This is a genomic window from Pseudomonas delhiensis (genome assembly GCF_900187975.1).
Lineage (GTDB): Bacteria > Pseudomonadota > Gammaproteobacteria > Pseudomonadales > Pseudomonadaceae > Pseudomonas > Pseudomonas delhiensis.
The window spans coordinates 46,239-64,996 of record NZ_FZPC01000003.1 but is presented as its reverse complement, the minus strand read 5'-3'; the positions used below and the strand labels follow the sequence as shown (position 1 = coordinate 64,996).

Genomic DNA, 18,758 nt, shown 5'->3' with positions numbered 1-18,758 from the left:
AATCCAGTACGCGCCTATGGCCAAGGTCAATCGGCGGATAACCGCGAACGGTTATTCGCCCTACGTCCCTGACACCACGCTCCACCCGCCATTCCCGCGAAGGCGGGAATGACGAGGAAGATATGGTGTGAAGCGGGTTCGCGAGCAAGCTCGCGCCTACGAAGAGCAGTCCGTGCCGGTCAGGACGACAGGTACGCCGAGCGCGTCAGCCCCAGGCGCAGCGCGTCGAGGAACTGGGTGCGCTCGCGGGCGGTGAGCTTGGCCCCGGCCACCTTGTCGCGGTAGTGGGTCATCAGCTCCTCGGGCGACAGGTGCACGTAGCGCAGCATGTCCTCGATGGTGTCGTGGGTCTCGATGCCGGCGTGGTGGAAGCTGCCGTCGGCGTTCTGGTAGACGTTCACCGAGTCGGTGTCGCCGAACAGGTTGTGCATGTCGCCGAGGATTTCCTGGTAGGCGCCGACCAGGAACACGCCGATCAGGTAGTCCTCGCCTTCCTTCACGTCGTGCACCGGCAGGCTGGTCTCGATGCTCTGCTCGTCGACGTACTGGGTGATCTTGCCGTCGGAGTCGCAGGTCAGGTCCTGCAGCACCGCGCGGCGGTCCGGCTCCTCGCCCAGGCGGTGGATCGGCAGGATCGGCAGCACCTGGCCGATGGCCCAGGTGTCGGGCAGGCTCTGGAACACCGAGAAGTTGCAGATGTACTTGTCGGCGAGCTTGTCGTTAAGTTCGTCGAGCACCTGGCGGTGCGAGCGCTGGCGGGCCTTGAGCTGGTTGTGCAGGCGCCGGCAGATGGCGAAGTAGCACTGCTCGGCCAGGGCCTTCTGGGCCAGGCTGATCTTGCCCTCGGCGTACTGGCTGGCGGCGTCGCTCATGTAGTGGGTGGCGCGCCAGTAGGTCTCGGTGACCATCTCGGCGTCGGTCGGGCCCAGCAGGTCGGCCAGGTACTGGACGATCTCCGGCTGCTCGGCGAGGTCGGTGATCTTCGGCAGTTCGTCGTTGTGCCGCTCGACGTCGGTGACCTGGGTGATCAGCACCGCGTGGTGCGCGGTCAGCGCGCGGCCGCTCTCGGAGAAGATGTGCGGGTGCGGCAGGCCCTGAGCGTCGCAGAACTCCTTGAGCATGCCCACCACCACGCCGGCGTAGTCGTCGATGTCGTAGTTGATCGAGCTGGCGTTGCGCGAGTGGGTGCCGTCGTAGTCCACGCCCAGGCCGCCGCCGACGTCCACGTGGTCCACCGGCAGGCCGAGGGCGCGCAGTTCGCCGTAGTAGCGGATGGCTTCCTTGAAGCCGTGCTGGTAGTCGGCCAGGTTGGCGATCTGCGAGCCCATGTGGAAGTGCAGCAGGCGCACGCCCTGGTCCAGGCCGGCCTTGCGGAAGCGCTCGACCACCGACAGCAGCTGCGCGGCGGACAGGCCGAACTTGGCCTTCTCGCCGCCGGTGTCGGCCCACTTCGAGGACGCCAGCGAGGACAGCCGCACGCGCAGGCCCACCTGCGGCAGCACGCCGACCTGCTCGGCCTCCTCGATCACCAGCTGCACCTCGGACTCCTTCTCGATGACGATGAAGACGTTGTGCCCGAGCTTCTGCCCCATCAGCGCCAGCTTGATGAACTCGCGGTCCTTGTAGCCGTTGCAGACGATAGTGCCGCCCTTGGGCGCCAGCGCCAGCACCGCCATCAGCTCGGGCTTGGAACCGGCCTCCAGGCCAATGGAGACCTTCTGGGTGGCGATGATGCTTTCCACCACCGCTTCCTGCTGGTTGACCTTGATCGGGTAGAGCGCGGTGTAGCGGCTGCCGTATTCCAGGCGCGCGATGTTGGCGTCGAAGGCGCCGGTCAGCTTGCGCACACGGTCCTGCAGGATGTCCGGGAAGCGCACCAGCAGCGGCAGCGACAGGCCCGCCTCGCGCAGCTGGCCGACCAGCGCGTGCAGGTCGATCGGCTGGGCGTCGGCACCCTGCGGGCGCACCTCGACGTTGCCGGCGTCGTTGATCGCGAAGTAACCGGCGCCCCAATGGCGGATACCGTAGATGCTGCGGCTGTCCGCCACCGTCCAGTTGCTGCCGTCGTCTTTGCGGGTCCGTCTTGCGGCCATGCGCGGGTGTCTCCTGAAAAGAAAGTCGAGCGCCCGGCGCGGGTAGCGCGCGGACGCAACAAGCCTATACGTCGGGTATGACGTTGCCGTGTTGACCGCCATCTCTGGCGGTAGTTTAGGAAAGCGTGGCGAACTCGCGAGCGCGGCGCATCTCCCATCTAGGGAACGGGCTGGCCGGCATGCCGGCGCACTGCGCCGCTGCCTAACCCGTTCCCTGCAGGGGAGAGACGAATCAGCCGCCGGATTTCTTAGCCTTGAAGCCGCGCTTGGCCAACTCTTCGAGGAGCAGCTCGACGTGGTCGCCCTGGATCTCGATGACGCCGTCCTTCAGCGCGCCGCCGGTGCCGCAACGCTTCTTCAGCGCGCTGGCCAGTTCCTTGAGGGCGTCTTCGGCCAGGGGCACGCCGCTGACCGTGGTCACGGTCTTGCCGCCGCGGCCCTTGGTCTCGCGGCGCACGCGGGCGATGCCATCGCCGGCCGGGACCACGGACTGCTTGCAGGTGCAGGCGCCAATGGGCTGCTTGCAGTCCGGGCAATGCCGGCCCGCATCGGTGGAGTAGACGAGCCCGCCGAGGGCGGACAGGGAGGATGCTTTCTTGACCACCGGGCGTTTTCCCCAGGATTGGCCTCTAGGGGCCAGGTCAACGAATGATCGGCTGGCGCCGACCGCGACGCCCCACTCAGGCAGGGGCTGCGCATTCCCGCCGGAGGACCCGGGCGGAAAGGTCGCGCAATTTACCAGCATTGGAGGCAAATGCTAAGGGTGGAAATGCGTCATTGATCGGCGGATTGGCGACATGCCCCCATGGCCCCCTCAAAAAGCACCCTCTCCCCGGCCCTCTCCCGCAAGCGGGAGAGGGAGTCCGCGCCGGAAACACCGAGCACGACGGCTATCACGGAGTGGATGCACAGGCATCGGCAAGCAGAGGCACAAACCACACGCCCACTCAAGACAGTCCCCTCTCCCGCTTGCGGGAGAGGGTCAGGGTGAGGGGCTCTTCAGCTTTCCGCTTTCCGCCTGCCGCTCAAGAAGCCAAATAAAGCCTCAAAGCCTGCAAAGAGTCCGGACAGTACAAAGCCCCGGCGCCAGCCTCCTCCAAAGCCACCCCCGGCTCGACGAACCGCGCCTCCAGCACCTCTTCCGGCTGCAGCTTCAGCGGCCCGTCCCAGGTGGCGGAGAACACCGCGCACCACAACCGGTTGCCCGGCTCGTCGAAGAAGAAGGTGCCGTGCTCGCGCAGTTCCACGCCGGCCACGCCCAGCTCTTCCTCCAGCTCGCGGCGGGCCGACAGGGCGTAGCTCTCGCCGGCCTGGACCATGCCGCCGGCGGCGGCGTCCCAGTAGCCCGGGTACACCGCCTTGCTCAGGCTGCGGCGGTGCACGCAGAGCTGCCCGGCGCCGCCGAACAGCAGGATGAAGGTGCCGCGGCCGATCAGCCCGCGCTCGCGCAGCTGGGCGCGCGGCAGCTCGCCCAGCAACTGGTCGCGCTCGTCCACCCAGGCGATCAGTTCCCGGTCCGAGGCCAGCCGGTGGGCGGCCTCGGCGGCGCTGACGAGGTCCATCAGCCCTGCGCCAGCAGCTGCCGCAGATCGATGATCGCGGCGTTGGCCCGGGAGATGTAGTTGGCCATCACCAGCGAGTGGTTGGCCAGCACGCCGAAGCCGCCGCCGTTGAGCACCATCGGGCTCCACAACGGTTCCTGGGTGGCCTCCAGCTCGCGGATGATCTGCCGCACGCTGACGGTGGCGTTCTTCTTCGCCAGCACGTCGGCGAAGTCGACCTCGATGGCGCGCAGGATGTGCGACAGCGCCCAGGCCTGGCCGCGGGCCTCGTAGAACACGTTGTCGATCTGCAGCCAGGGGGTTTCCTGCAGTTCCTCGTCGACCTGCGGCGCCTGCCCGGGGGCCAGCGGCGCGGCGGCATTGATGTTGGTGTTGAGCTTGACCCGGCCGACGCTGGCCGAGAGCCGCTGGGACATCGAGCCCAGGCGGGTGGAGACGTCGCCCAGCCAGTTGTTCAGGCTGTCGGCGCGGGCGTAGAACTGCGCGCTCGGCTGCTCGGCGGAAAGCCGCGCCAGGTAGCGGTCCAGGGACTTGATGCCCTCGGCGTACTCCGACTCGGAGGACGGCAGCGCCCAGCTTTTATTGTCGAAGTTGAAGCGCGGCTCGGCGCGGGCCAGGTCGGCGTCCTCGGTGGACTGCGACTGCGAGCGGGCGAAGTCCTTGCGCAGGGCGCGGGACAGGTCGCGGGTCTGCACCAGCACGCCGTATTCCCAGCTGGGCATGTTGTCCAGCCACAGGCCCGGCGGGAAGATGTCGTTGGACAGGTAGCCGCCCGGCTTGTTCAGCACGGTGCCGACCACTTCCTTGAGGGTTTCCACGGTGGTGTAGCCCACCACCATCTGCCGCCCGGCGCGCTCGGCGGCCTGCTGGGCGTGTTGCTGCACGGGGAACAGGTCCGGCTCGCGGCTCCAGTACCAGCCGACCAGGCCGGCGACCACCAGGTAGGCGCCCAGCAGCCCGCCCACCACGCGCGCCAGCCAGGGCCCGCCGAAGTAGGCGCGCACATCGTCAACCCTGTCGTCGACGCGCTCGCGCACCGAGCCGCCGCGATTCTTCCAGTTCCACATGGCAAAGTCCTTGGTTCGACTAACGGAAAGAGGTTGGACCGCCAGCCTCGCCACAGGTGCCGGACGATGCCGCGATCCAGGCGCACTAGCATGCCGCAGTCGGCGCCCTAAGGGCAGCCTACCCTCTGCATGGCACGCGTGGCGATCCTTGACTGGCATCACTGGAATTGCCAGCGGCAAATGGTAGCATGATGCCATCACCGCTCCGGCGACTCTCGCCACCGCGTCAGCCCCCACAAGAAGCGCGCCATGACCGAGCACGACGATCCGACCCGTGATCGCTTGAAACACCATTTCGCCCAGCGGGTGATCCACCAGGCCCGGCACGTGCTGGAGATCTGGCAGCAGCTGAGCCGCTCGGAATGGACCGCCAGCGGCATGCTCGACCTGCGCGAGGCCGCCCTGCGCCTGCAGCGCTACGCCGAACGCTTCGAGCAGGCCGAGCACGCCCAGCTGGCCGCCGCCATCGGCGCCGGGCTGGACGCCGTGGCGGAAAACCGCGGGCGCCTGTCCAGCGAGCTGATCAACGAGTTCGCCCAGCTGATGCTGCGCCTGTCGCGCACCGGCCTGCGGCATGGCGACCAGCTCGAGCACACCCAGCTACCGCCGCTGCGCAAGCCGGTCTACCTGGCCCTGCAGGACGCCGAGCGCGCCGAGCGCCTGGCCCAGCAGCTGGAGTTCTTCGGCGTCCACGCGCAGCTGTGCGAGAACGCCGCGGCCTTCCGCGCGGCCATGGCCGAGCGCCATCCGGCGGCGCTGCTGATGGAGGTCGACTTCGCCGGCGCGGGCCACGGCCTGGCCCTGGCCGAGGAGGTGCAGGCGGGCCTGGCGCACAAGCTGCCGGTGCTGTTCTTCAGCCACGAGGAAACCGACACCCCGACGCGCCTGGCCGCGGCCCGCGCCGGCGGCCAGGAGTTCTTCAGCGGCACCCTGGACGCCTCCGGGGTGCTGGAGAAGATCGAGCTGCTCACCCGCGTCGCCCACTACGACCCCTTCCGCGTGCTCATCGTCGACGACTCGCGGGCCCAGGCGGCGCACACCGAGATGGTCCTCAACGGCGCCGGCGTCGTCACCCGCGCGCTCACCGCGCCGCTGTCGGTGATGGCCGAGCTGGCCGAGTTCCAGCCCGACCTGATCATCCTCGACATGTACATGCCCGAATGCCTGGGCACCGAGCTGGCCAAGGTGATCCGCCAGCACGAGCGCCACGTCAGCGTGCCGATCATCTACCTGTCGGCCGAGGACGACCTGGACAAGCAGCTGGACGCCATGAGCGAGGGCGGCGACGACTTCCTCACCAAGCCGATCAAGCCGCGCCACCTGATCGCCACCGTGCGCAACCGCGCGGCGCGGGCGCGCAGCCTCAAGGCGCGCATGGTGCGCGACAGCCTCACCGGGCTGTACAACCACACCCATACCCTGCAGCTGCTGGAAGACGCCAGCTACCGCGCGCGCCGCGAGGGCCGCCCGCTGACCTTCGCCATGCTCGACATCGACCACTTCAAGAAGGTCAACGACAGCTACGGCCACCCCATGGGCGACCGGGTGATCAAGAGCCTGGCGCTGTTCCTCAAGCAGCGCCTGCGCAAGACCGACCACATCGGCCGCTACGGCGGCGAGGAATTCGCCGTGGTGCTGCCGGACACCGACAGCACGGCGGCGCACAAGGTGCTGGAGGAAATCCGCCAGCGCTTCGCCGAAATCCGCTACCCGGCCAAGCCCGCCGACCTGGCCTGCACCTTCAGCTGCGGCATCGCCCAGCTGGGCCAGGACGAGGACGTCACCGTCCTGGCCCGGCGCGCCGACGAGGCGCTGTACCGCGCCAAGCACGGCGGACGCAACCGCGTCGAGGTGTTCGCCTGATCCCGCGGATCGGCGGATAACGCCGTAGGCGTTATCCGCCCTACGCTGGGGGTGGGCTCGGCGTAGGGCGCATAACCGTTCGCGGTTATCCGCCGCTTGACCTTAGCCATGCCCCGCTCGGTGATGGGCACGAAGCGCCCTTGAAGAGCGCGCCAGACTCAACCACGACGCCCCGTGGGATGGGTTGAGCGAAGCGATACCCATCGCGACTCCGCCCCCCACTGGCCCACACGCACGGCTTTTAGTAGGAGCGAGCAAGCTCGCTCCTACGAAGAGCATTTCGACGCAGCCGGCAAGCACTTGCGCGCCCGATTGCCGCAGGCCCGGGAACCCCGGCGGCGCGCGCCGGTCGCAGTGCGGTCGCTCACGTCTTGTCACAGCCGGCCCCGCCGGGGTGGCCAGGGGCCGGGCGCATTCGGCTATCATGCCGCCACCCAGAAAGCCCGCGAGAGTTCCATGCGCCGCCTGCTGACCCTGCTCCTGTTCCTGGTCGCCCTGCCCGCCACGGCCGGCCTGTTCGACAAACCGGCCCCCGCCGCCCCCGGTTTCAGTACCGCGGCGCCGGCCGAGGGCAAGTTCCTCCCGGTGGCCGAGGCCTTCCGCCTGAGCATCGAGGACAGCGACGCCCAGCAGGTGCTGCTGCGCTTCGTCAACGCCGAGGGCTACTACCTCTACCGCCACCGCATGAAGTTCCAGGTCGAGCCGGCCGAGGTCGGCCTCGGCGAGGTGCAGCTGCCGCCGGGCAAGGCCCACCACGACGACTACTTCGGCGACTCCCAGGTCTACTACGCCATCACCGACATCAAGGTGCCGGTGGACAACCCGCGGAAGCTGCCCTACCGCCTCACCGTCACCTACCAGGGCTGCGCCGACAAGGGCCTGTGCTACGCCCCGGAGACCGTCCAGGTGCAGGTCTCCGCCAGCGGCGAGGCCAGCCTCGGCGCCAAGCCCGCCGCCGCGGCCGGGGCCGCCGTGGATTCCGGCGAGCCGGCGGTGGTCGACGACCTGCTGGCGCTGCTCAAGGGCGAAGGCAGCGGCAAGATCAAGAAGCTCGACCGCGGCCTGCTGATCGCCTTCCTCGCCGGCCTGACGCTGACCTTCACCCCCTGCGTGCTGCCGATGCTGCCGATCCTCTCCGGGGTGGTGCTGCGCGGGCGCCCGGGCGGCATGCGCGGCTTCACCCTGTCGCTGGCCTACGTGCTGCCGATGGCGGTGTGCTACGCCGTGCTCGGCGCGCTCATGGGGCTGTTCGGCGCCAAGCTCAACCTGCAGGCGATGCTGCAATCGCCCTGGGTGCTGGTGCCCTTCGCGGCCTTCTTCGTGGCCTTCGCCATCGCCATGTTCGGCATCTTCGAACTGCGCCTGCCGGGCTTCCTGCGCGAGCGCCTGGACCGCATGGCGGCCGACACCCGCGGCGGTTCCATCGCCGGCGCGGCCACCCTGGGCGTGCTTTCCAGCCTGCTGGTCTCGCCCTGCGTCTCGGCGCCCCTGGCCGGCCTGCTGCTGTACATCGGCAGCACCGGCGACGCCCTGGGCGGCGGCCTGCTGCTGTTCGCCCTGGGCCTGGGCATGGGCACCCCGCTGGTGATCTTCGGCGCCGGCGGCGGCGCGGTGCTGCCGAAATCCGGGGCCTGGATGACCGGCGTGCGCAACTTCTTCGGCGTGCTGCTGCTGGCGGTGGCCATCTGGCTGCTGGAACGGGTGCTCTCCGGCCCGGTGAGCCTGGCCCTGTGGGGCGCCCTGGCCGGCGGCGTGGCCATCGCCCTGGGCACCCTGGAGCTGGTGCGCAAGACGCCGCTGCAACGCGGCGCCCAGCTGCTGGGCCTGATGTTCCTGGTCTACGCCCTGGCCGCCTGGGCCGGCGCCCTGCGCGGCGAATCCGACCCGCTGCACCCGCTGGGCCGCTCCGAACCCTCCAGCCACGCCGGGCCGCCCAGCTCGACGCCCGGCCAGTGGCAGAACCTGACCACCCCGGCGCAGCTCGACGCCGCCCTGGCCGAGGCCAGCGCCAGCGGCCGCCCGGTGCTGCTGGACTGGTACGCCGACTGGTGCATCAGCTGCAAGATCATCGAGCGCCAGGTGCTGCCGGACGCCGACGTCCAGGCGCAACTGGCCGGCTACCGGCTGCTGCGCTTCGACATGACCGAGAGCACCGCCGAGCAGCGCGCCCTGCTCGACCGCTACAACCTGTTCGGCCCGCCGGCGCTGCTGCTGTTCGCCGCGAACGGCCAGGAACACAGCGACCTGCGCATCGTCGGCGAGACCAACGCGGCTACCCTGGCCGCCCACCTGCGGCAGGCGGGCGCGCGCTAGAGCGCGCCTCACATTTCTGCAGCAATCATCAGGCAACATGCCGACATCTACTGCAAAACCGGCATGACTGGACAGTCACGACCGGTTTCCGGCATAGTCCCGGCCAATTTCCAATCCGCGCGACGAGAGAACAACAAGCCGATGGCCACCCTACTGGTCCTGCACGGGCCCAACCTGAACCTGCTCGGCACCCGCGAACCCGGCGTCTACGGCTCGGTCACCCTCGAGCAGATCAACCAGGACCTGGAGCGCCGCGCCCGCGAGGCCGGCCATCACCTGATGTACCTGCAGAGCAACGCCGAGTACGAACTGATCGAGCGCATCCATGCCGCCCGCGGCGAAGGCGTGGACTTCATCCTCATCAATCCGGCGGCTTTCACGCATACGAGTGTCGCTCTACGTGACGCGTTGCTCGCGGTGAGCATCCCATTCATCGAAGTGCACCTGTCCAACGTGCACAAACGTGAACCTTTCCGGCATCACTCCTACTTCTCCGACGTGGCGGTAGGGGTGATCTGCGGCCTGGGCGCCACAGGCTATCGCCTGGCCCTGGAGTCCGCCCTCGAACAACTTGAACGCCCGTGACCATCACCTGGGAGTGCGAACGCCAATGGACATCCGTAAAGTCAAGAAACTGATCGAACTGCTCGAAGAATCCGGCATCGACGAGCTGGAAATCCGCGAAGGCGAAGAATCGGTACGCATCAGCCGCCACAGCAAGACCGCCGCCCAGCCGATCTATGCCGCCGCCCCGGCCTACGCCCCGGCCCCGGCCGCAGCGCCCGCACCGGTCGCCGCTGCCGCCGCCCCGGCCGCCGAAGCCGCGCCGGCCGCCGCCCAGCTGAACGGCCACGTGGTCCGCTCGCCGATGGTCGGCACCTTCTACCGCTCGCCGTCGCCCACCGCCGCCTCCTTCGTCGAAGTCGGCCAGGCCGTGAAGAAAGGCGACATCCTCTGCATCGTCGAAGCCATGAAGATGATGAACCACATCGAGGCGGAAGCCAGCGGCACCATCGGCCAGATCCTGGTCGAGAACGGCCAGCCGGTCGAGTTCGACCAGCCGCTGTTCACCATCGTCTAAGCCGCGGGGAACCTGCGATGTTGGAAAAAGTACTGATCGCCAACCGCGGCGAAATCGCCCTGCGCATCCTGCGCGCCTGCAAGGAGCTGGGCATCAGGACGGTGGCGGTGCACTCCACCGCCGACCGCGAGCTGATGCACCTGTCGCTGGCCGACGAGGCCGTGTGCATCGGCCCGGCCCCGGCCGGCCAGTCCTACCTGCACATCCCGGCGATCATCGCCGCCGCCGAAGTCACCGGTGCCAACGGCATCCACCCGGGCTACGGCTTCCTCGCCGAGAACGCCGACTTCGCCGAGCAGGTCGAACGCTCCGGCTTCACCTTCATCGGCCCCAGCGCCGAGGTGATCCGCCTGATGGGCGACAAGGTCTCGGCCAAGGACGCCATGAAGAAGGCCGGCGTACCCACCGTGCCCGGCTCCGACGGCCCGCTGCCGGAGGACGAGGAAACCGCCCTGGCCATCGCCCGCGAAGTGGGCTACCCGGTGATCATCAAGGCCGCCGGTGGCGGTGGCGGGCGCGGCATGCGCGTGGTGCACCACGAGGAAGAGCTGATCAAGTCGGCCAAGCTGACCCGCACCGAGGCCGGCGCCGCCTTCGGCAACTCCATGGTCTACCTGGAGAAGTTCCTGACCAACCCGCGCCACGTGGAAGTCCAGGTGCTCTCCGACGGCCAGGGCAACGCCATCCACCTGGGCGACCGCGACTGCTCCTTGCAGCGCCGCCACCAGAAGGTGCTGGAAGAAGCCCCCGCCCCGGGCATCGACGAGAAGGCCCGCGAGGAAGTCCTGGCCCGCTGCGTGCAAGCCTGCATCGAGATCGGCTACCGCGGCGCCGGCACCTTCGAGTTCCTCTACGAGAACGGCCGCTTCTACTTCATCGAGATGAACACCCGCGTGCAGGTGGAGCACCCGGTGTCGGAGATGGTCACCGGCATCGACATCGTCAAGGAGATGCTGCGCATCGCCTCCGGCCAGAAGCTTTCGGTACGCCAGGAGGACGTGGTGATCCGTGGCCACGCCCTGGAATGCCGGATCAACGCCGAGGACCCGCGCAACTTCATGCCCAGCCCCGGCAAGGTGAAGCACTTCCACGCCCCCGGCGGCAACGGCGTGCGCGTCGATTCGCACCTGTACAGCGGCTACACCGTACCGCCGAACTACGATTCGCTGGTCGGCAAGCTGATCACCTACGGCAAGGACCGCGACGAGGCCATGGCGCGCATGCGCAATGCCCTGGACGAGCTGATCGTCGACGGCATCAAGACCAACATCGACCTGCACAAGGACCTGGTCCGCGACAAGGAATTCTGCAAGGGCGGCGTGAACATCCATTACCTGGAGAAGAAGCTGGGTATGGATAAGCACTAAGCAAGCTGCAAGCTGCAAGCTGCAAGCTGCAAGCTGCAAGCGCTATCATGTGCGAACCCGAGGGAGCGGCCTGGCCGCTCCCTTGTTTTTTCTTGCTGCTTGAAGCTTGTAGCTTGAAGCCTTTTCCGAAGGAAAACCTATGCCCTGGGTTCAAGTCCGCCTCGCCATCACCCCGGAGCAGGCGCCCACCTACGAGGACGCGCTGCTGGAAGTCGGCGCCGTCTCGGTGACCTTCATGGACGCCGAGGACCAGCCGATCTTCGAGCCGGACCTGGGCACCACCCCGCTGTGGACCCACACCCACCTGCTCGCCCTGTTCGAGGACGGCACCGACGAGGCCGCGCTGCTGGCGCACCTGCAACTGCTGACCGGCGGCGAGCTGCCCCGGCACCAGGTCGAAGTGGTCGAGGACCAGGACTGGGAACGCAGCTGGATGGACAACTTCAAGCCGATGCGCTTCGGCCGCCGCCTGTGGATCGTGCCCAGCTGGCACGAGGCCCCGGAGCCGGACGCGGTGAACCTGCTGCTCGACCCGGGCCTGGCCTTCGGCACCGGCACCCACCCGACCACCGCGCTGTGCCTGGAATGGCTGGACGGCCAGGAGCTGGCCGGCGACACCGTGCTGGACTTCGGCTGCGGCTCGGGCATCCTCGCCATCGCCGCGCTGCTGCTGGGCGCCAGGCAGGCGCTGGGCACCGACATCGACCCGCAGGCCCTGGAGGCCTCGCGCGACAACGCCACGCGCAACGGCATCGACCCGGCGCTGTTCCCCGTCTACCTGCCGGCCGACCTGCCCGCCGGGCAGGCCGACGTGGTGGTGGCGAACATTCTCGCCGGTCCCCTGGTCTCACTGGCAGGCCAGCTGACTTCCCTGGTCAAGCCGGGCGGCCGCCTGGCCCTGTCGGGCATCCTCGCCGAACAGGCCGAGGAAGTCCGCGCCGCCTACGCCGACGCCTTCGAGCTGGAGCCCACCGCCGAGCGCGAGGGCTGGGTACGCATCAGCGGCCGCCGCCGCTGAACCGCGGTGGCGGCCAACTGCCCGCACGCCGAGGCTTGAGTTAGACTAAGCGACCGTTTATCGCCGGACCGCCGCATGAGCGACAGTTTCATCACACAGTGCCCGCATTGCCTCACCAGTTTCCGCGTCAACCAGGCGCAGCTGGGTGCGGCCAATGGCGCTGTGCGCTGCGGCGCCTGCCTCAAGGTGTTCAACGCCCCGCAACACATGCTGGGCGGCACCGCGCAGCCCGCGGGCGAGCCCGCCCGGCCGCAGCCGCCGGCGCCGCCTGCGGCACCGGTCGCAGCCCCCGCCGCACCTGTCGCACCCACCGTGCCGAGCGAGCCCCCGCGCCCCGTCCCGGCGCCCGGCGTCGCCACCCTCGGCTGGCCGCTGGCGCCGCACAGCGCGCGGCCGTCCGCCGACAGCACGGCGGCCCCGGCCGCAACCCCTGCGCCCACCCCCATCCAGGCAGCGCCGCCCGCCCCGGCAGCGGCCAGGCCGGCGGAAGAAGCCCCCGCCGCGGCCAAGCCCGCCGACGATACCCTGTGGATCCACGACGATCTCGACCTGGACAGCCTCAATCTCGACGAAGAGCTGGCCAAGCTCGACGAATTCGAGCTGTCCCAGGAATTCCGCGAGCTGCAGTCCGCGCCCAAGCCGGCCGAGGCCCTGCTGGGCAACCGCCCGGTGGTGCGCGACCCGCATGACGAACGCTGGGCCGAGGCCCTGCTGCGGGACGAGGAACGCCAGGCCGGCGAAGGCGGCCGCCAGGAACCGAGCCTGGGCCGCATCGAGGCAGAACCCGAACAACCGCCCGTCGCGCCGCCCCAGGCGCAGCCGGCGCCGGCCGACGAGCCAGCCGTGGCCGCCGCGGCCGAAGAGGAAGACGACGACCTGCCGAGCTTCAGCGCCCGCCGCGACGAAGAGCCGCTGGAAGAACTGGAGGCAGAAGCCGCCGGGCAGGACCAAGCGCCCGAGGCCGAGCCCCCGCTGGCGCAGCGCGAGACGCCCCGCCTGGGCGCGCCGCTGGACGAGGAAGAGGACGACAGGGAGCTGCGCCGTCCCGACCCGGGCCTGGGCGAGGCCGCCCTGCACGACCTCAGCGACGAACCCCTGCAACTGGACTGGCAGAAGCCCAAGGGCCGCTGGGGCCGCCGCCTGCTCTGGCTGCTGCTGATCCTCCTGGCCCTGGCCGGCCTGGGCGGGCAGTACGTGGCCTACCACTTCGACGAACTGGCCCGCGAGGACGCCTACCGCCCCTGGTTCGCCGAACTCTGCCCGCAACTGGGCTGCACCCTGCCCTCGAAGGTCGACGTCGAGCAGATCCGCAGCAGCAACCTGGTGGTGCGCAGCCACCCGGACTTCAGCGGCGCCCTGGTGGTGGACGCGATCATCTACAACCGCGCCAGCTTCTCGCAGCCCTTCCCGCTGCTGGAGCTGCGCTTCGCCGACCTGGGCGGCCAGCTGATCGCCAGCCGCAGCTTCAAGCCCAGCGAGTACCTGGGCGGCGAGCTGGCCGGGCAGAGCGAGATGCCGCCGCAGACGCCCATCCACGTGTCGCTGGACATCCTCGACCCGGGCCCCAAGGCGGTCAACTACAGCCTCAGCTTCCATTCCCCGGAGTGACCCCCGCGTAGCGCAGAACCCCGCGCGACGCCAGTTCCGCTCGTCTTCCAACCCCAGGCAATAAGCCGGCGGCTGTTCAGAATTTATCCAAAATCGCCTTTATCCGGTCATCGAGAGCGGGTATCATGCCCTCCCTTTTTTGCAAGCACCGGTGGCCTCTCGCCGACCCTCCCCGAGTCCTCGACCCGCGGGAGCGTTCAGCGATTACGCCCCATAACAGGGAAGCGATGTCGGTGGTTCGCATCGGCTCTTACACACTGCCCAACAGACTGATCCTGGCTCCCATGGCCGGCGTCACCGATCGCCCGTTCCGCCAGCTGTGCCGCCGCCTCGGCGCCGGCATGGCGGTCTCGGAGATGGTCACCAGCGACGTGCGCCTGTGGAACAGCCGCAAGTCGCGCCTGCGCCTGGTGCACGACGGCGAGGATCAGCCGCGTTCGGTGCAGATAGCCGGCGGCGACCCGCAGATGCTCGCCGAGGCCGCCCGCGCCAACGTCGAGCTGGGCGCGCAGATCATCGACATCAACATGGGCTGCCCGGCCAAGAAGGTCTGCAACAAGGCCGCCGGCTCCGCGCTGCTGCGCGACGAGAAGCTGGTGGCCGAGATCCTCGAGGCCGTGGTGGCCGCCGTCGAGGTGCCGGTGACGCTGAAGATCCGCACCGGCTGGGACCGCGACAACCGCAACGGCCTGAACGTCGCGCGCATCGCCGAGCAGTCGGGCATCCAGGCCCTGGCGGTGCACGGCCGCACCCGCGCCGACCTGTACACCGGCGAGGCCGAGTACGAAACCATCGCCGCGATCAAGCAGGCGGTGTCCATCCCGGTGTTCGCCAACGGCGACATCACCTCGCCGCAGAAGGCCCGCCAGGTGCTCCGGCACACCGGCGCCGACGCCTTGCTGATCGGCCGCGCCGCCCAGGGCCGGCCGTGGATATTCCGTGAGATCGAGCACTACCTGAGCACCGGCGAGACCTTGCCGGCGCCGTCCCTGGCCGAGGTCGAAAGCATCCTGCTGGAGCACCTCGCCGCCTTGCATGCCTTCTATGGGGAAGAGCTGGGTGTCCGCATCGCCCGCAAGCACGTGGGCTGGTACCTGGCGACGTTACCGGGGGCGGCGGAGTTCCGCGCCCAGTTCAATCGTTTGCAGAACACGGATGCACAGAGCGCCAGCGTCAGGCAGTTCTTCGCCGAGCGCCACGACAACGGAAAAGGGGTGGCCGCATGACAACGATGACCGAGACTTTAGTGAGTGGAATGACACCCGTGAGCGACAACGCGAACCTCAAACAGCACCTGAACACGCCGACGCAGGAAGGCCATACCCTGCGCGACAGCGTCGAGAAGGCACTGCGCAACTATTTCGCCCACCTCGATGGGCAGCCGGTCACGGACGTGTACAACATGGTGCTCTGCGAAGTGGAAGCACCGCTGCTGGAAACCGTGATGGACCACGTGAAGGGTAACCAGACCAAGGCCTCCGAGCTGCTCGGCCTGAACCGCGGCACCCTGCGCAAGAAACTCAAGCAGTACGACCTCCTTTAAGCGGCGGCAGGCTACAGGCCGCCGGCGGCAGGCAAGCCGCCCGGACCTGAAGCCTGCAGCTTGCAGCCTGCAGCCCTAGGAACCTGTAATGACCGACCAAACCACCCGCCTGCCCATCCGCCGCGCGCTGATCAGCGTCTCCGACAAGACCGGCGTCGTCGATTTCGCCCGCGAGCTGGTCGCCCTCGGCGTGGAGATCCTCTCCACCGGCGGCACCTACAAGCTGCTCAAGGACAACGCCATCGCCGCCGTGGAAGTGGCCGACTACACCGGCTTCCCGGAAATGATGGACGGCCGCGTCAAGACCCTGCACCCGAAGGTGCACGGCGGCATCCTCGGCCGTCGCGACATCGACGGCGCGGTGATGGCCGAGCACGGCATCAAGCCGATCGACCTGGTGGCGGTCAACCTGTACCCCTTCGAGGCCACCGTGGCCAGGCCCGACTGCGACCTGCCGACCGCCATCGAGAACATCGACATCGGCGGCCCGACCATGGTCCGCAGCGCGGCGAAGAACCACAAGGACGTCGCCATCGTGGTCAACGCCGGTGACTACGCCGGCGTGGTCGAGGCCCTGAAAGCCGGCGGCCTGACCTACGCCCAGCGCTTCGACCTGGCCCTGAAGGCCTTCGAGCACACCGCCGCCTACGACGGCATGATCGCCAACTACCTGGGCACCATCGACCAGGCCCGCGACACCCTCACCACCGAAGGCCGCGGCGCCTTCCCGCGCACCTTCAACAGCCAGTTCATCAAGGCCCAGGAGATGCGCTACGGCGAGAACCCGCACCAGAGCGCGGCCTTCTACGTCGAGGCGAAGAAGGGCGAGGCCAGCGTTTCCACCGCCGTGCAGCTGCAGGGCAAGGAACTGTCGTTTAACAACGTGGCCGACACCGACGCCGCGCTGGAATGCGTGAAGAGCTTCGTCAAGCCGGCCTGCGTCATCGTCAAGCACGCCAACCCGTGCGGCGTGGCCGTGGTCCCCGAGGACGAGGGCGGCATCCGCAAGGCCTACGACCTGGCCTACGCCACCGACACCGAGTCGGCCTTCGGCGGCATCATCGCCTTCAACCGCGAGCTGGACGGCGACACCGCCCAGGCCATCGTCGAGCGCCAGTTCGTCGAAGTCATCATCGCCCCGAAAGTCTCCGCCGCCGCCCGCGCGGTGGTCGCCGCCAAGGCCAACGTGCGCCTGCTGGAATGCGGCGAGTGGCCGGCCGAGCGCGCCCCGGGCTGGGACTTCAAGCGCGTCAACGGCGGCCTGCTGGTGCAGAGCCGCGACATCGGCATGATCACCGAGGCGGACCTGAAGATCGTCACCCAGCGCGCGCCGACCGAGCAGGAAATCCACGACCTGATCTTCGCCTGGAAAGTGGCCAAGTTCGTCAAGTCCAACGCCATCGTCTACGCCAAGCACCGCCAGACCGTGGGCGTCGGCGCCGGCCAGATGAGCCGCGTCAACTCCGCGCGCATCGCCGCGATCAAGGCCGAGCACGCCGGCCTGGAAGTCAAAGGCGCGGTCATGGCCTCGGACGCCTTCTTCCCGTTCCGCGACGGCATCGACAACGCGGCCAAGGCCGGCATCACCGCGGTGATCCAGCCGGGCGGCTCGATGCGTGACAACGAGGTGATCGCCGCCGCTGATGAAGCGGGCATCGCCATGGTGTTCACCGGCATGCGCCATTTCAGACACTGAAGCGAGCTACAAGCCGCAAGCCGCAAGCCGCAAGCCAGGGCGCCCCGCTCTGCTTGCGGCTTGTAGCTTGTAGCTTGCAGCTCTCTCCGAAGGAGAGATTGATGAATGTTTTGATCATCGGCAGCGGCGGCCGTGAACACGCCCTGGCCTGGAAGGTCGCCCAGGACCCGCGGGTGGAGAAGGTCTTCGTCGCGCCGGGCAATGCCGGTACCGCCACCGAGCCCAAGTGCGAGAACGTCGCCATCGACGTGCTGGCCCTGGAGCAACTGGCCGACTTCGCCGCGAAGAACGTGCAGCTGACCATCGTCGGCCCCGAGGCGCCGCTGGTCAAAGGGGTGGTCGACCTGTTCCGCTCCCGCGGCCTGGACATCTTCGGCCCGACCGCCGGCGCGGCGCAGCTGGAAGGCTCCAAGGCCTTCACCAAGGACTTCCTGGCCCGCCACAGGATCCCCACCGCCGCCTACCGCAACTTCACCGAAGTCGAGCCGGCCCTGGCCTACCTGCGCGAGCAGGGTGCGCCCATCGTCATCAAGGCCGACGGCCTGGCCGCGGGCAAGGGCGTGATCGTCGCCATGACCCTGGCCGAGGCCGAGGAAGCCGTGCGCGACATGCTCGCCGGCAACGCCTTCGGCGACGCCGGTTCGCGCGTGGTGATCGAGGAGTTCCTCGACGGCGAGGAAGCCAGCTTCATCGTCATGGTCGACGGCCACAACGTGCTGCCCATGGCCACCAGCCAGGACCACAAGCGCGTCGGCGACGGCGACAGCGGCCCCAACACCGGCGGCATGGGCGCCTACTCCCCGGCCCCGGTGGTCACCCCCGAGGTGCACCAGCGGGTGATGGACGAAGTGATCTACCCGACCGTGCGCGGCATGGCCGAGGAAGGCAACGTCTACACCGGCTTCCTCTACGCCGGCCTGATGATCGACAAGAGCGGCGCGCCCAAGGTCATCGAGTTCAACTGCCGCTTCGGCGACCCCGAGACGCAGCCGATCATGGTGCGCCTGGAAAGCTCCCTGGTCCTGCTGGTCGAGGCCGCCCTGGCCAGGGCGCTGGACAAGGTCGAAGCCACCTGGGACCCGCGCCCCACCGTGGGCGTGGTGCTGGCCGCCGGCGGCTACCCGGGCGACTACGCCAAGGGTGACGTCATCGAGGGCCTGGCCGAAGCCGCCAGGCTCGACGGCAAGGTGTTCCACGCCGGCACCGCGCTGAAGGACGGCCAGGTGGTCACCGCCGGCGGCCGCGTGCTCTGCGCCACCGCCATCGGCCCGAGCGTGTCCTCGGCGCAGCAGCAGGCCTACCGCCTGGCGGAGCAGATCCGCTGGAACGGCTGCTTCTACCGCAAGGACATCGGCTACCGCGCCATTGCCCGCGAACGCGGCGAAGGCTGAGCGGCCGGCGGGCGCGGGGCCTGAGCTGCCTTTGCGCCCGCTTTTCCGACCTGCGGTCGGCAGGCGGCCATGCGCGGGCCCGGGTGGATTCCGGGCCCGTCGGCACTTGGCTATAATCCGGCCACTCTCCACCGAAGGGAATTCGCCGTGCGCCGG

At 68.8% G+C, this 18,758-nt stretch carries 15 protein-coding genes; 11 read left to right on the top strand and 4 right to left on the bottom strand.

The window, feature by feature from the left end:
* Positions 1-179: 179 nt before the first annotated feature.
* The 4 genes from speA to CHC02_RS03340 all read right to left on the bottom strand — a co-directional run bounded on the left by speA (position 180) and on the right by CHC02_RS03340 (position 4,722).
* Positions 180-2,093, bottom strand: a complete 1,914-nt coding sequence (gene speA, locus CHC02_RS03355; protein WP_089390100.1) for an arginine decarboxylase — start codon at positions 2,091-2,093, stop codon at positions 180-182.
* A 232-nt stretch (positions 2,094-2,325) separates the two neighbouring features.
* Positions 2,326-2,697, bottom strand: coding sequence for a translation initiation factor Sui1 (locus CHC02_RS03350; protein WP_089390099.1), 372 nt, complete (start codon positions 2,695-2,697; stop codon positions 2,326-2,328).
* Positions 2,698-3,118: 421 nt separating this feature from the next.
* Entirely contained in the window at positions 3,119-3,655 is a 537-nt protein-coding gene (locus CHC02_RS03345; protein ID WP_089390098.1) for an NUDIX hydrolase, read from the bottom strand.
* Positions 3,655-4,722 carry a DUF2333 family protein gene (locus CHC02_RS03340; protein ID WP_089390097.1) on the bottom strand — a complete coding sequence of 356 codons (1,068 nt, stop codon included), beginning with the start codon at positions 4,720-4,722 and terminating at the stop codon, positions 3,655-3,657. Before CHC02_RS03340 ends, CHC02_RS03345 begins: the two co-directional genes overlap by 1 nt.
* A gap of 249 nt (positions 4,723-4,971) precedes the next feature.
* Between CHC02_RS03340 and CHC02_RS03335 the strand changes: the two genes are divergently transcribed.
* From CHC02_RS03335 to purD, 11 genes are all read left to right on the top strand, one after another.
* Positions 4,972-6,585 (top strand): GGDEF domain-containing protein, encoded by a 1,614-nt coding sequence (locus CHC02_RS03335; RefSeq protein WP_089390096.1) that lies wholly within the window; start codon positions 4,972-4,974, stop codon positions 6,583-6,585.
* A gap of 456 nt (positions 6,586-7,041) precedes the next feature.
* Complete coding sequence (locus CHC02_RS03330) at positions 7,042-8,898, top strand: protein-disulfide reductase DsbD (protein ID WP_089390095.1); 1,857 nt, start codon at positions 7,042-7,044, stop codon at positions 8,896-8,898.
* 141 nt (positions 8,899-9,039) lie between these two features.
* Entirely contained in the window at positions 9,040-9,483 is a 444-nt protein-coding gene (aroQ, locus tag CHC02_RS03325; protein WP_009613296.1) for a type II 3-dehydroquinate dehydratase, read from the top strand.
* Positions 9,484-9,508: 25 nt separating this feature from the next.
* The gene (accB, locus tag CHC02_RS03320; protein ID WP_089390094.1) at positions 9,509-9,979 is read left to right on the top strand and encodes an acetyl-CoA carboxylase biotin carboxyl carrier protein; all 471 of its coding nucleotides are present in this window, start codon (positions 9,509-9,511) and stop codon (positions 9,977-9,979) included.
* Between the two features lie 17 nt (positions 9,980-9,996).
* Positions 9,997-11,346, top strand: coding sequence for an acetyl-CoA carboxylase biotin carboxylase subunit (gene accC, locus CHC02_RS03315; RefSeq protein WP_089390093.1), 1,350 nt, complete (start codon positions 9,997-9,999; stop codon positions 11,344-11,346).
* A 139-nt stretch (positions 11,347-11,485) separates the two neighbouring features.
* Entirely contained in the window at positions 11,486-12,364 is an 879-nt protein-coding gene (prmA, locus tag CHC02_RS03310) for a 50S ribosomal protein L11 methyltransferase (RefSeq protein ID WP_089390092.1), read from the top strand.
* Positions 12,365-12,439: 75 nt separating this feature from the next.
* Entirely contained in the window at positions 12,440-13,972 is a 1,533-nt protein-coding gene (locus tag CHC02_RS03305; protein ID WP_089390091.1) for a DUF3426 domain-containing protein, read from the top strand.
* 227 nt (positions 13,973-14,199) lie between these two features.
* Complete coding sequence (gene dusB, locus CHC02_RS03300) at positions 14,200-15,198, top strand: tRNA dihydrouridine synthase DusB (protein ID WP_089390090.1); 999 nt, start codon at positions 14,200-14,202, stop codon at positions 15,196-15,198.
* The gene (gene fis, locus CHC02_RS03295) at positions 15,195-15,515 is read left to right on the top strand and encodes a DNA-binding transcriptional regulator Fis (RefSeq protein WP_009613305.1); all 321 of its coding nucleotides are present in this window, start codon (positions 15,195-15,197) and stop codon (positions 15,513-15,515) included. Before dusB ends, fis begins: the two co-directional genes overlap by 4 nt.
* A gap of 88 nt (positions 15,516-15,603) precedes the next feature.
* Positions 15,604-17,211 carry a bifunctional phosphoribosylaminoimidazolecarboxamide formyltransferase/IMP cyclohydrolase gene (purH, locus tag CHC02_RS03290; protein ID WP_089390089.1) on the top strand — a complete coding sequence of 536 codons (1,608 nt, stop codon included), beginning with the start codon at positions 15,604-15,606 and terminating at the stop codon, positions 17,209-17,211.
* Between the two features lie 101 nt (positions 17,212-17,312).
* On the top strand, positions 17,313-18,602 hold the full coding sequence (gene purD, locus CHC02_RS03285) for a phosphoribosylamine--glycine ligase (protein ID WP_089390088.1): 1,290 nt from the start codon (positions 17,313-17,315) through the stop codon (positions 18,600-18,602).
* The last annotated feature ends 156 nt before the right edge of the window (positions 18,603-18,758 follow it).

Coding starts and splice junctions, on each gene's coding strand:
- speA (WP_089390100.1), bottom strand. CDS start 2,093: ATGGCCGCAAGACGGACCCGCAAAGACGACGGCAGCAACTGGACGGTG.
- CHC02_RS03345 (WP_089390098.1), bottom strand. CDS start 3,655: ATGGACCTCGTCAGCGCCGCCGAGGCCGCCCACCGGCTGGCCTCGGAC.
- CHC02_RS03340 (WP_089390097.1), bottom strand. CDS start 4,722: ATGTGGAACTGGAAGAATCGCGGCGGCTCGGTGCGCGAGCGCGTCGAC.
- CHC02_RS03335 (WP_089390096.1), top strand. CDS start 4,972: ATGACCGAGCACGACGATCCGACCCGTGATCGCTTGAAACACCATTTC.
- CHC02_RS03330 (WP_089390095.1), top strand. CDS start 7,042: ATGCGCCGCCTGCTGACCCTGCTCCTGTTCCTGGTCGCCCTGCCCGCC.
- aroQ (WP_009613296.1), top strand. CDS start 9,040: ATGGCCACCCTACTGGTCCTGCACGGGCCCAACCTGAACCTGCTCGGC.
- accB (WP_089390094.1), top strand. CDS start 9,509: ATGGACATCCGTAAAGTCAAGAAACTGATCGAACTGCTCGAAGAATCC.
- accC (WP_089390093.1), top strand. CDS start 9,997: ATGTTGGAAAAAGTACTGATCGCCAACCGCGGCGAAATCGCCCTGCGC.
- prmA (WP_089390092.1), top strand. CDS start 11,486: ATGCCCTGGGTTCAAGTCCGCCTCGCCATCACCCCGGAGCAGGCGCCC.
- CHC02_RS03305 (WP_089390091.1), top strand. CDS start 12,440: ATGAGCGACAGTTTCATCACACAGTGCCCGCATTGCCTCACCAGTTTC.
- dusB (WP_089390090.1), top strand. CDS start 14,200: ATGTCGGTGGTTCGCATCGGCTCTTACACACTGCCCAACAGACTGATC.
- fis (WP_009613305.1), top strand. CDS start 15,195: ATGACAACGATGACCGAGACTTTAGTGAGTGGAATGACACCCGTGAGC.
- purH (WP_089390089.1), top strand. CDS start 15,604: ATGACCGACCAAACCACCCGCCTGCCCATCCGCCGCGCGCTGATCAGC.
- purD (WP_089390088.1), top strand. CDS start 17,313: ATGAATGTTTTGATCATCGGCAGCGGCGGCCGTGAACACGCCCTGGCC.